Below are 12,391 nucleotides of genomic sequence, written 5' to 3'. Positions count from 1 at the left end.
ACGCATTATCCTACTGGAAATGCTCCAGATGGCTACGCGCCAGCGCCAGCTCATCCGGGGTGTTGATGTTGAAGAATGGGTCGAGGCTGCCCTTTGCTGTTTCCACCGGCGGGAAGGCCACGCCGATGGTGACATGCCGGGCAAGATAAGCCCGGATACGGCGGTTGGCATCGTTCTTCAGCCACTCCTCGAGATCATCGGCAAGCGCCACCGGCCACAGCGCGAAGACGGGGTGAAGCTGGCCGCTCGAGGCAGCGATGACGATCGTATTGTCCGATATGTGTTCGCAAAGCCGGGCGACGAGATCGTCGGGGAAAAACGGGCTGTCGGCAGGCGCAGTCAGGAAATGGCTGCCGGTGGCCTCGCGATTGCGGAAATGCTGCATGCCGGCCAGAACACCGGCGAGTGGCCCGGCATGGCCGTTCAGCGTATCGGGCAACAGCGGCAGGCCGAAAGTGTCCGCCCATTCGCCCTTGTCTTTGATGGCGGCATTGATGGTGACATCCGAGACCTGTGGCGCGATGCGGCGCACGACGTGGGAAAGCAACGGCGCATCGCCCAGCATCACCATCGCCTTGTTGGTGCCCATGCGCCGCGACAGGCCGCCGGCGAGCACGAGACCGGGTATCTCAAGGGGAAGGGCGCTCATTGCCGCTGTTCCTGCAGCCTTACGACATAGGTGGTGAGAAGGGCGACAAGGCCGGTCGCCAGCATCACCATGAGGAGCGGCCAGGTTCCGTCCTCCTTCGACAGGACCGAGGAGGCAAGCACGGAAAGGGCGGCACCGCCGCCGATGGTCATCGCGCCGCCAAGACCGGAGGCCGAGCCGGCCAGATGCGGCTGAACGCTGACCATGCCGGCATTGGCGCTGGGCAGTGTCACGCCGTTGCCGACGCCGATCAGGGCAAGCGGCACGAAGAACGCATAGGCGCTTTCCGCCCCGCCGGTTATCAGTATGATAGTCGTGACGATGCCGGCAATGGCGATGACATTGCCCGACAGCATCATGCGGGTGATGCCGATCTGGCTGGCATAACGGCCGGAGACGAAATTGCCGAGCATGTAACCGCTGGCCATGAAGAAGAACTGCAGGCCGAGCATGGCCGGGGCAAGCCCATAAAGCACGCTGCCGACAAAGGGTGCGCCGCCGAGGAATGAAAAGAACATGCCCGACGAGAAGGTCGAGGTCAGTGCATAACCCCAGAACAGCGGCGAGCGCAGAAGTTCCGGCCAGGCGTGGAACTGCTGTGAAAAACTCGCCGATTTATTGTGGTTGGTTTCGCCGAGATCGAACCATGCGAGCGCCAGAATGCCGACGCCAAGCAGGGCAAGGAGTGCGAAGCTCGACTGCCAGCCGGAAATGTCGTTGAGCAACCCGCCGACAGTTGGGCCAACCATCGGCACCACCGACATGCCCATGGTCACATAACCGATCATCGATGCGGCCTGTTCCATCGGCACCATGTCGCGCACGATGGCGCGGGCCAGCACGAAGCCGGAAACGACGGCCGCCTGTGCGACGCGCCCGATCATGAAGACGGTGATGTTGGGCGCCAGCATGCAGACGAGCGTGGCGGCGATCATGATCGCGATGCTGGCAAGCATGACCGGCCGGCGGCCGAAGAGATCGGAAAGCGGGCCGATGAGAAGTTGCAGACAGGCGGTGGCGGCGAGGTAGCCTGAAACGGCAAATTGCATCACCGCGTAATCGGTCTCGAAATAGAGCGCCATGGCCGCAAGCGAGGGCAGGAACACATTCATGCACAGCGCCGCGACGCCGGCGATGACGACCAGCGTGATGATGTGGGGTGGGGTGGTCCGATCGAGGAAACGGCCGCTTTTCATGTCATTCTCCCGCCTCTTCCGTAACGGCAGTTTTCGTTACGGAAGCCGGTCGCACCGTGGTTGCGGCGGTCGGTGTGGCGGCCGCGCGCTTGGCCATTTGCGAACGTTTACGCAGGCTTTCACGATAGAAAGTGTAGAGACCCGAACCGATGACGATCATCGCGCCGACGATCGTGAAACTGTCGATTTTTTCGTTGAAGAAGAACACGCCAATCATGAAACCCCAGAGCAGGCCGGTATAACGAAACGGCGCGACGAAGGAGATTTCGCCTGATCGCATCGCGAGGATGATCGCCTGATAACCGACCAGCACCAGAATGGCGGAAGCGGCGAGATGCGACACGATCGTGACATTCATCGGCTGCCAGCCGCCGAAAGGCACGATCAGCAGGCCGCCCACCGCCATGTTGACGGTGGCGGTGATGACGGTAATCGCAAGCGAGGGCACATCGGCATACATTTTCCGGGTCAGGAGATCGCGTGCGGCGGTGACGGCGAGCGATGCGACGACCAGCAGCGCGCCGGGGGTAAAACCTTCCGGGCCGGGCCGGATAATGACGAGCACGCCGATGAAACCGACGATGATCGCCACCCAGCGCCGCCAGCCGACCGGCTCACGCAGGAACAGCGCCGCACCCAGCGTCACCACCAGCGGCAGGGACTGCAATATGGCCGAGGCATTGGAAAATTCGATGAGGCCCAGCGCCGTCAGGTAAAGCACCGCGGCAGTCACTTCGCAGAGACAGCGCAGGATGATGATGGGCCGCAGCAGGGTTTTCAGTGGTCTCAGCGCGCCGAAATGCCGGGCGGCGATATAAATCAGCACCACGGTCATGATGCCGCGCACGAACATGATCTGGCCGGTGTTGATGTAGGGTGTGACGGATTTCGTCAGGGCGTCGTTGGCCGTGAAGCTTGCCATGGCGAGCGCCATGAAAAGCGCGCCGCGCGTATTGTCCGTCAATGCCATTCCATACGATCCCAGACCATGCGCAGTTTTACCCGGACCGACCTTTCAGACGGTTTCGGGCGGCCTCGCGGGCGCGACGACGCATTCCTCCATGTAAAGAGACGTGACACGGCCAAGCCGGCAATTCAACCGCTTATATAGATGGGTGACAAAGAAAGCGGCTCAGCCGCCCGTCACGCTCATATGGCGGGCGACGGCGGGGCGTTTGTGGGTGCGGTCGATGATGAAATCATGCCCCTTCGGCTTTCGCAGAAGGGCTTCATCGATGGCGCTCGACAGATAGACGTCGCTTTCGGAAGCGCGCAGCGCCGTGCGCAGGTCGGCCGCATCGTCCTGGCCCAGACACATATAAAGCGTGCCGGTGCAGGTCAGGCGGACACGGTTGCAGCTTTCGCAGAAATTATGGGTCATCGGCGTAATGAATCCGAGCCGGCCGCCGGTTTCCTCCACCGTTACGTAACGGGCGGGGCCGCCGGTCTGGTAATCGCTGTCGATGAGCGTGAAGCTCTTTTCCAGATCGGCGCGCAACTGCGACAGCGGCAGATAGCGGTCGGTGCGGTCTTCCTCGATCTCACCCATCGGCATGGTTTCGATGACGGTCAGATCCATGCCGCGACCATGGGCAAAACGCATGATTTCAGGCATTTCGGTGTCGTTGAAATCCTTCAGCGCCACGGCGTTGAGCTTGACCTTGATGCCGGCGGCCTGTGCGGCATCCAGCCCTTCCATGACACGGTCGATATCACCCCAGCGGGTGATCTGGCGGAATTTATCGCGGTCGAGCGTGTCGAGCGAGACGTTGATGCGCTTGACGCCGCAATCGGCCAGCTCATCGGCATATTTGGCAAGCTGCGAGCCATTGGTGGTCAGCGTCAGTTCGTCCAATGTGCCGTTGCGCACATGGCGGCCGAGATTCCGAACCAGCGACATGATGTTCTTGCGCACCAGCGGCTCGCCGCCGGTGAGCCTGAGCTTGCGCACGCCGCGCGTTATGAAGACGGAACAGAGCCGGTCGAGCTCTTCCAGCGTCAGAAGGTCCTTCTTCGGCAGGAAGGTCATGTGCTCGGACATGCAATAGGTGCAGCGGAAATCGCAGCGGTCGGTGACTGAAACGCGCAGATAGGTGATGGCGCGGCCGAAGGGATCCACCATCGGTGCGTTGTTTTCCGTCAGGAATTGCGCTTTTTCAAGCGATCCGGGGAAACTGTTCACGTCTCCATCCTCATTGCGCGATGCGCCTTTCAAATGATGTAGTGGCTTGCCTATCGTGAGGCAAGTCCGTAATTTTGACGCATATGATGAGCTTACGGAAGTGAAAAATGAGTGATGTCTGGCCGATCGAGCTGCTGGTGTCGAAAGACCGGCGGGAATTGACGGTTTCCTTTGACGATGGAAGCGTTTACCGGCTTCCCGCCGAGATGTTGCGGGTGCTTTCACCCTCGGCGGAAGTGCAGGGTCACGGGCCGGGACAAAAGGTCACCGTACCCGGCAAACGCAATGTCGCCATCCGCTCGATGGTCGCGACCGGCAATTATGCGGTTCGCATCGTTTTCGACGACGGCCATGACAGCGGTATCTACACCTGGAAATATCTGAGGGAACTGGGCGAAACCGGCGACGCACTGTTTGACGATTATCAACGGCAGCTTGCTGAAAAGGGCTTGAGCAGGGAGCCGCTATCCCGGTAGAAAAAGACGGGGGACGAAGCCCTCGTCCTATCAATTGCAACGGGGTGACGTGTGGCTGTCGAAGCGAACGGAAATGATCTGGCCCAGGTGGTCGTGCTTTTGGCGGCAGGTGTCGTCGCCGCGCCGATTTTCAAGCGTATCGGCCTCGGTTCGGTGCTGGGTTATCTGGCTGCCGGCCTGGTGATCGGTCCTTACGGGTTTGGGTTTTTCTCAGATTCGCAGGCCATTCTCCATATTGCCGAACTGGGCGTAGTGATGTTCCTGTTCATCATCGGCCTTGAAATGCAGCCGTCGCGGCTGTGGTCGATGCGGCAGGATATTTTCGGGCTGGGCGCGCTGCAGGTGCTGGTGTGCATGGCGGGCCTGACGTTGATCGGTGTCGGTCTTGGCTTTCCGGTCATCATGTCCTTCGTCGCCGGCACGGGTTTCGTGCTGACCTCGACGGCGATCGTCATGCAGATGCTGCAGGAACGCAACAGCATGTCCAGCCTCAAGGGCCAGCGCATCATCGCCATCCTGCTGTTTGAGGATCTGGCCATCGTGCCGCTTCTGGCGCTTGTCGCCTTTCTCGGTTCGGGCGGCGAGCATGTGACGCCCTCGGAGCGCTGGATTTCCGTGGGCATCGCGCTTGCCGCCGTTGGTGCGCTCATTCTTGCCGGGCGTTATCTGCTTAACCCGTTCTTCCGGCTGCTCGCCGCCTCCGGTGCGCGGGAGGTGATGACGGCTGCTGCGCTTCTCGTGGTGCTGGGATCTGCGCTGCTGATGCAGGTCAGCGGGCTTTCCATGGCCATGGGCGCGTTTCTCGCCGGCGTGCTTTTGTCCGAATCTTCCTTCCGGCATCAGCTGGAAGCGGATATCGAGCCGTTTCGCGGCATTCTGCTCGGCCTGTTCTTCCTCGGCGTCGGCATGGCGATCGACCTTGCCGTCATCGGCTCCAACTGGCAGCTCGTGGTCGTCAGTGTGGCGGGCTACATGCTGCTCAAGGGTTTTCTCATCTATGGTGTGGCGCGGGCGCTCGGCACCACGCGCCGTGAGAGCCTGGAGCGAGCGGTGCTGATGGCGCAGGGCGGCGAATTCGCCTTCGTGCTTTATTCCGCCGCCGTTAGCGCCGGCATTCTCGACCGGGAGGCGAACGCCATCCTGACCGCGACCATCATCATCTCGATGGTGTTGACGCCGCTGATGGTCATTCTGCATGACCGGCTGGTGCCGGCGGCAGTTCCCAATACCGACGATCTCGACGTGCCTGAGAATGTCGAGGGCAGCATTCTCTTGATCGGCTTCGGGCGTTTCGGGCAGATCGTCAGCCAGCCGCTTCTGGCGCGTGGCTACACCCTGTCTCTCATCGACAAGGATGCCGACTTCGTGCGTGACGCGGCGGAGTTCGGTTTCAAGGTCTATTATGGCGATGGCTCGCGGGCGGAAATCCTGCATGCGGCCGGTGCCAGCACGGCGCGCGCGGTGCTCATCTGCGTCGATGACAAGGATGCGGCGGTGCGGATCGCGGAGATCGTCAAGCACGAATTCCCGCTTGTTCCGGTTCTTGCCCGCGCCTATGACCGTGGCCACGCCATCGATCTTCTGAAGGCGGGCGTCGATTACCAGATCCGTGAGACGCTGGAATCGGCGCTGAATTTCAGTGAGGAAGTGCTGGGCGCCATGGGCGAGGAGCGTGAGGACGCCGCCCGTCTGGTGGAGGAATTCCGCGACCGTGACGAGGAACGTTTCGCCATGGAGGTCGTCGGCGGCATCTATGCCGGCCGTTCGCTGATCCGCGGCAATGCTCAGCCGGCCGACCTCGTCGCCGCACGCACTGCACGCGAGCGGGCGGAGCGGGAAAAGGCGGAAGCGGCGGAAGAATAGGCGTAGTCCCGATATACCGGTTTTAACAGGGTTGGAATTGACATGACGATCATTCACACGGTTGAGGAATTGAAGGCCATCTATGACGGAGCCAGCGAAGCGTCGATCGCCAAGGTAACGGCCACCCTGACGGCCGAATACCGGCTGATGATCGAGGCATCACCCTTTCTGGCGCTGGCGACTGTGGGGCCGGAAGGCATGGACTGTTCGCCGCGTGGTGACAGGGGCGGTGTCGTGCGGGTAGCGGATGACAAGACAGTGCTGCTGCCGGACTGGCGCGGCAACAACCGTGTCGACTCCCTTTTGAATATCGTGCGTGACCCGCGGGTGGCGCTGATGTTCCTGATCCCCGGTTCGAATACCACGATGCGCATCAACGGCCGGGCCGTGGTCTCCGTCGATCCGGAGCTGCTGCAAAGCTTCGAGATGGATGGCAAACATCCGCGCACCGTCATCGTGATGACGATTGATGAGGTCTATTTCCAGTGTGCCAGGGCGCTGATGCGCTCGGAACTGTGGAACCCGGAACACTTCGTCGAACCGGCGTCGCTACCCACGCCGGGTGTGCTGCTGAAAGCCGCGAAAGCGGAGTTCGATCAGGAAACCTATGACCGCGAATGGGCGGCACGGGCAGCGGCTACGATGTGGTGAGGGGCTTGTCGCGAAGAGTACCTCATAGCGATACAACGATAGGCCGACGTCTTTCCTCTTTCCTCATTCCTGTGCTCGTCACAGGAATCCAGTCGACGCGCGTCTGCGCGGCGGAGAGAGTTTTACAGCTCAGGGACCTGGGCTGGCCAGATTTCTGTGACAGGCACAGGAATGAGGGTAGGGGAAGTAGCGTGGTTTTAGCGCACCCAAACTGGCGCGATACGCGTCACGTCCGGTAAATGAGCCAGTTCTTGCCGGTATAGTTCTTCTGCATGCCATCCTCGTAAAAGATGGAGCGGTTTCTGCCGGTTTCCTTGGCGTGGTAGAGCGCCGTATCGGCATGGCCATAAAGCTCGCCCGGATTGTTGGCCTGCGAAGCGGAAGCGAAACCGATGGAGATCGTCACCGTGCCATAGTCGGCGCCCGATCTCGAATTGCGGAACGGTGTGCTTTCCAGCGACAGGCGGATGCGCTCGCACATCACCATGACTTCCTCCGGCGTATTGCCGTCGAGAATGATGGCGAATTCCTCGCCGCCGCTTCTGGCGACGAAGCCGTCCTTGCGGACATTGGCGCGGATGACCGAGGCGACGGTTGCCAAAATCTTGTCGCCGACCGGATGGCCGAACGTGTCATTGATCCGCTTGAAATGGTCGATATCGAGCAGTACCAGCGACGTATATTGCAGGCCGATGGAGCTGTCATAGACGCAGGCCAGCCGGTCGTCGAAAGCCCGGCGGTTGGAAAGGCGCGTCAGCGAGTCGGTATTGGCGATGCGCTTATATTCATCCAGTTCCAGACGGACCTGATGCATTTCCTCGGCATGGCGATTGACGTCGTTAAACGCCTTCTCGCCATCGATGATCTTCGTGCCCGTGGCTTCGGCCAGCAACAAAATCGCATTCTTCAGAATATTGGTGCTGGAGGCGTTCTTGTCATCGATGCGCTGGCGCGTTTCGCCAAGGATCCTGTTGTAGTTCTCGATGGAGGACTGTTCTCGCCGCAATGTGCCCAGCAACGCTTCCAGTTCGCGCCTGAGCTTTTCATGCGCGTCGTCGATGGCCCTGACCGGATTGCTTTCGCCGTGGCGCGTGGACAGTTCGTCCAGATCTTCCTGCGTGGCCCGGCTTCCAAGCGCCGCCAGATCTTTCGTCAGCGCCGGGTTCGAGCCGATATAGGCTTCGTAGAAAAGGCTGTAATTACGCGGGATCGGCGAAACACCCATGCTCCGCATGGCGTAGGCAATCTGTCCGGCAATGTCGGGTCCCGTTGTTTTGGGCGTGGATGCCGTGTTCATCAAGAAACTCCAGTGAGTCTGCTTATAGACAATGATTATTATTATGTAGGCTGTTTTGGAAAGCTTAATTTATAGAAAACTAATTTTTGTTCCCGGAAATCCTATTTTTGTTGATTTTTATCTTATTTAATTGATAATTATAAGTAATTTTCATTTTTATAGATTTCCGGAGTTTTTTACCTCTACTATTCGCCTTGGTGACAGCATCGTATTTATTCTGTCAATCCCGATAACGCTTTTCGAGTGATTTATTTTGGCACAGCAATACAGGGTGCCGGGATAGGAAATGTCGGGGCAGTGCATTTTTCAATTCCGCAAGACATGGCGTATAGGCGGCGAACTTCGTCGCTTATGTCTAAACGCAAGAATCTTACAGTTTTTATTTAATGCTCTCAACGCCAAACGGCGCGGTTAGCGCCGGTATAGGGATGATATTTGTCAAGCTTTTGAAACAGTATGCCGTTTCGATCCGGTGGCTCTCAGACGGCGTCAGGTCCGGAGCTTTATAACCGGGCATTCCGTGCCTGCGGGCGCTTCCGGCGCATGCGGCGGACGTATGATCAGGACGTCGGAATGGGCAAGGATGTTCATCATCGATGAATCCTGCTTGGCATAGGCTTCCGCTACGCGTTTACCATTTTCGTCGGTGCGGAGACGGGCGCGAAGATAATCCTGCCGATGGTCATTTTCCTTCAGCGGCGTCGCGGTCCTTACGGTTGCTGCGCGTTCCGGAGGCGCGCGGCGGGCGATCCGGCGGATCAGCGGTTCTAGAAACAACAGGCTGCAGACGAGACTGGCGACCGGATTTCCGGGCAGGCCGAGAACCTGCATCGTGCCGATCGCACCCACCATCAGCGGTTTTCCGGGACGCATGGCGATGCGCCAGAAATCCAGCTGCATGCCTTCCGCTTTCAGTGCCGCCTGCACGAGATCGTGGTCGCCGACGGATGCGCCGCCCAACGTCACCAGCACATCCACCTTGGCTGCGACAGCCTTGCCGATGGCGGCGCGGATCAGCGTATCGTCATCGGCAATGATGCCGAGGTCGAGGACGTCTGCGCCCGCCTGACGGGCGAGGGCTGCGACGCCGAAGGTGTTGGAGGCGATGATCTGGGCCGGGTTCGGTGTGCTGCCTGGCGGCAACAATTCGTCGCCGGTGGCAAGGATGGCGATGCGCGGCTTGCGATAGACTGCAAGTGCTGCGTGGTTCATGGCGGCCGCCAGCGTCAGGTCGGTGAAGCCGAGTTCGCGCCCGGCTTTCAGAATGGTTTCGCCCTGCGCAAAATCCTGCCCGCGCGGGCGAATGTGTCTCCCAGCGGTGACTTTGAAGGTGGTACGGATCTTGCCGCCTTCCAGCACTTCCGCATCCTCCTGAATGAGGATGGTATCGGCTCCCTCAGGCACGGGCGCGCCAGTGAAGATGCGCACTGCTTGGCCTTCACCGAGAGTGCCGGCGAAAGCATGGCCGGCAGCCGCCTGGCCGATGACGGTCAGGACCGAGCCGATCTCTGGCGCATCGGTGCTGCGCAGCGCGTAGCCATCCATGGCTGAGGCGTCAAAAGGCGGCTGGGTGAGGAGCGCCGCGAGATCGGCCGAGAGGACACGGCCATCACATTCAGCCAGCGGCAGGGTTTCGCTATCGGTTACCGGAACCGCCGCTTCCAGAAGGCGCCGTGTGGCATCATCTACGGGCAGCAGCGGTTTCATTCAGCTCTCCTGCCGGCGAAAATCACCGGATTTGCCGCCGCTCTTTTCGAGCAGGCGGATATTGACGATTTCCATCGCCTTGTCGGCGGCCTTGGCCATGTCATAGATCGTCAGGCAGGCGATGGAGACGGCGGTCAGCGCTTCCATTTCCACGCCGGTCTTGCCTGACAGTTTCACCATGGCCTCGACGCGCAGGCCGGGCAGGGTGGTATCTTCGGTAATGTCCACCGCAACCTTTGTCAGCATCAGCGGATGGCAGAGCGGGATGAGATTGGCCGTCTGCTTGGCGGCCATGATGCCGGCCAGCCGCGCGGTGCCGATGACGTCGCCCTTTTTGGCATTGCCATCGCGGATGAGCGCCAGCGTTTCCGGTTTCATCTTCACGAAACCTTCGGCGACGGCGACACGGATCGTCTCAGTCTTATCGCCGACATCGACCATATGCGCCTCGCCGCTGGCATCGATATGGGTGAGCTTCTGGCTATCGCTCATCGGGAATTTACTCCGCTGCCAGAATGCCGGATTGGCCCGTCAGCAGCGCTTTGGTGGCCGCCGTCACATCGTCCTTGCGCATCAGGCTTTCGCCGACGAGGAAGGTGCTGATTCCGCTCTTTTCGAGGCGCTGGCAATCCTCATAGGTGAAGATGCCGCTTTCGCCGACCAGCAGCTTTTCGGCCGGCACGAGGCCCGCCAGCTTCTCGCTGGTTTCGAGACCGACTTCGAAAGTGCGCAGGTTGCGGTTGTTGATGCCGAGCAGCGGCGAGGCGAGTTTTAGCGCCCGTTCGGTCTCTTCGGCGTCATGTACCTCCACCAGCACATCCATGCCGAGCGCGAATGCCTCGTCCTCCAGCCGCTTTGCCTCGTCGTCGGAGAGCGAGGCCATGATGATGAGAATGCAGTCCGCACCCCAGGCGCGAGCCTCATGCACCTGATAGGTGTCGAACATGAAATCCTTGCGCAGCGCCGGCAAAGGACATGCATTGCGGGCGGCGGTCAGGAATTCCGGCGCGCCCTGAAAGCTTGGGCTATCCGTCAGTACCGAAAGGCAGGCAGCGCCGCCCGCCTCATAGGCGGCAGCCAGGGCCGGCGGATCGAAATCCGGGCGGATGAGGCCCTTCGACGGGCTGGCCTTCTTGATCTCGGCGATCAGGCCGAATTTGCCCTCGGCCTGCTTTGCCCGGAGCGCCTTGTAGAAACCGCGCGGCGCGCTCTGGTCGGCGGCCATGGCCTTCAGATCGGCCAATGAGACCGTGGTCTTGGCAGCGGCGATTTCCTCGCGCTTGTAGATTTCGATCTTTTTCAGAATGTCGCTCATGGTCTCGCTTTCATTCCTGCTTGTGGTCGGCCTGCGCGGCATCTGCTTCGTTGGAGACGGCGACCAGACGGTCGAGTGCGGCAGCCGCCGCACCGCTGTCGAGCGCCTCGCTGACGATCGCCATCGCCTGACCCAATGTTTCCGCCTTGCCGGCGATGACAAGGGCCGCCGCCGCGTTGCAGAGGGATATGTCACGATAGGCATTGCGTTTGCCCGACAGGACGTCGCGCAACGCCGCGGCATTGGCAATGCCGTCACCGCCTTTCAGATCGGCCATCGCCGCGACGTCGACGCCGAAATCTTTCGGGGTCAGATCGAAGGTGCGGATTTTGCCGTTCTCCAGTGCCGCCACATGGGTGACGCCGGTGGTGGTGACTTCATCCATGCCGTCGCCATGTACGACCCAGATGCTTTCCGAACCCAGATCGCGCAGCACTTCGGCAAGCGGCGTGAGCCAGCGCGGCGAAAACACGCCGAGCAATTGGCGCTTTGCGCCCGCCGGGTTGGAGAGCGGGCCGAGCAGGTTGAAGATCGTTCGTGTGCCGAGTTCGACGCGGCTCGGGCCGACATGGCGCATGGCGGAATGGTGCATCTGCGCGAACATGAAACCGAGCCCAGCCTCTGCGATGCAGCGGGCGATGAGATCGGGGCCTATATCCAGCTTGACACCAAGCGCGGACAACGCATCCGCCGTGCCGGATTTGGAGCTGAGCGCCCGGTTGCCGTGCTTGGCGACGGGCAGGCCCGTGCCGGCGACGATGATTGAAGCCAGCGTCGAGATATTATAGGTGCCGATGCCGTCACCGCCGGTTCCGACGATGTCGATGGCGTTGGCGGGGGCCGAGACCGGCAGCATGCGGGCACGCATGGAGGAGACGGCGCCGACGATTTCGTCCACCGTTTCCCCGCGCACGCGCAGCGCCATCAGAAAACCGCCGATCTGCGACGGGGTGGCTTCGCCCGACATCAGAATGTCGAAAGCCGCCCGCGCATCCTTGCGGTTCAGGCTTTCTCCGTTCGCGACCCTGGCGATCAGCGGCTTCAGTTCGGCCATC

12 protein-coding genes are annotated in these 12,391 nt (G+C 60.7%); 3 read left to right on the top strand and 9 right to left on the bottom strand.

Annotated elements, in window-relative coordinates:
- Window positions 1–10: 10 nt before the first annotated feature.
- The 4 genes from mobA to moaA all read right to left on the bottom strand — a co-directional run bounded on the left by mobA (window position 11) and on the right by moaA (window position 4,027).
- Window positions 11–649, bottom strand: a complete 639-nt coding sequence (gene mobA, locus DXT96_RS06250; protein WP_153513851.1) for a molybdenum cofactor guanylyltransferase MobA — start codon at window positions 647–649, stop codon at window positions 11–13.
- A complete protein-coding gene (locus tag DXT96_RS06245; RefSeq protein ID WP_153513850.1) occupies window positions 646–1,845 on the bottom strand; it encodes a multidrug effflux MFS transporter in 1,200 nt (399 codons plus the stop codon). Before DXT96_RS06245 ends, mobA begins: the two co-directional genes overlap by 4 nt.
- 1 nt (window position 1,846) lies before the next feature.
- Window positions 1,847–2,815 carry a DMT family transporter gene (locus DXT96_RS06240; protein WP_149897473.1) on the bottom strand — a complete coding sequence of 323 codons (969 nt, stop codon included), beginning with the start codon at window positions 2,813–2,815 and terminating at the stop codon, window positions 1,847–1,849.
- 162 nt (window positions 2,816–2,977) lie between these two features.
- A complete protein-coding gene (gene moaA, locus DXT96_RS06235; RefSeq protein WP_371418797.1) occupies window positions 2,978–4,027 on the bottom strand; it encodes a GTP 3',8-cyclase MoaA in 1,050 nt (349 codons plus the stop codon).
- A gap of 107 nt (window positions 4,028–4,134) precedes the next feature.
- Here moaA and DXT96_RS06230 point away from each other — a divergent pair, with 107 nt between their 5' ends.
- From DXT96_RS06230 to DXT96_RS06220, 3 genes are read left to right on the top strand one after another with little or no spacing between them, the layout of a single operon-like run.
- Window positions 4,135–4,503 carry a gamma-butyrobetaine hydroxylase-like domain-containing protein gene (locus DXT96_RS06230; protein ID WP_153513848.1) on the top strand — a complete coding sequence of 123 codons (369 nt, stop codon included), beginning with the start codon at window positions 4,135–4,137 and terminating at the stop codon, window positions 4,501–4,503.
- Between the two features lie 51 nt (window positions 4,504–4,554).
- Window positions 4,555–6,366 (top strand): monovalent cation:proton antiporter-2 (CPA2) family protein, encoded by a 1,812-nt coding sequence (locus DXT96_RS06225; protein ID WP_174372492.1) that lies wholly within the window; start codon window positions 4,555–4,557, stop codon window positions 6,364–6,366.
- Window positions 6,367–6,408: 42 nt separating this feature from the next.
- Window positions 6,409–7,017: a pyridoxamine 5'-phosphate oxidase family protein gene (locus DXT96_RS06220; RefSeq protein WP_153513847.1), complete on the top strand. Its 609-nt coding sequence runs from the start codon at window positions 6,409–6,411 to the stop codon at window positions 7,015–7,017.
- A gap of 226 nt (window positions 7,018–7,243) precedes the next feature.
- Here DXT96_RS06220 and DXT96_RS06210 read toward each other — a convergent pair whose 3' ends face one another.
- From DXT96_RS06210 to trpD, 5 genes are all read right to left on the bottom strand, one after another.
- Entirely contained in the window at window positions 7,244–8,314 is a 1,071-nt protein-coding gene (locus DXT96_RS06210; RefSeq protein ID WP_149897478.1) for a GGDEF domain-containing protein, read from the bottom strand.
- 489 nt (window positions 8,315–8,803) lie between these two features.
- Window positions 8,804–10,021: a gephyrin-like molybdotransferase Glp gene (gene glp / locus DXT96_RS06205; protein WP_153513846.1), complete on the bottom strand. Its 1,218-nt coding sequence runs from the start codon at window positions 10,019–10,021 to the stop codon at window positions 8,804–8,806.
- Window positions 10,022–10,513 (bottom strand): cyclic pyranopterin monophosphate synthase MoaC, encoded by a 492-nt coding sequence (gene moaC / locus DXT96_RS06200; RefSeq protein ID WP_153513845.1) that lies wholly within the window; start codon window positions 10,511–10,513, stop codon window positions 10,022–10,024.
- Between the two features lie 7 nt (window positions 10,514–10,520).
- Window positions 10,521–11,336: an indole-3-glycerol phosphate synthase TrpC gene (gene trpC, locus DXT96_RS06195; protein ID WP_153513844.1), complete on the bottom strand. Its 816-nt coding sequence runs from the start codon at window positions 11,334–11,336 to the stop codon at window positions 10,521–10,523.
- A gap of 10 nt (window positions 11,337–11,346) precedes the next feature.
- Window positions 11,347–12,390: an anthranilate phosphoribosyltransferase gene (trpD, locus tag DXT96_RS06190; RefSeq protein ID WP_153513843.1), complete on the bottom strand. Its 1,044-nt coding sequence runs from the start codon at window positions 12,388–12,390 to the stop codon at window positions 11,347–11,349.
- Window position 12,391 lies beyond the last annotated feature (1 nt).

Source organism: Agrobacterium sp. ICMP 6402 (assembly GCF_009498615.1).
Taxonomy (GTDB): domain Bacteria; phylum Pseudomonadota; class Alphaproteobacteria; order Rhizobiales; family Rhizobiaceae; genus Agrobacterium; species Agrobacterium burrii.
The sequence above is the reverse complement of the archived record's forward strand: the minus strand, read 5'-3'. Positions and strand labels throughout refer to the sequence as shown.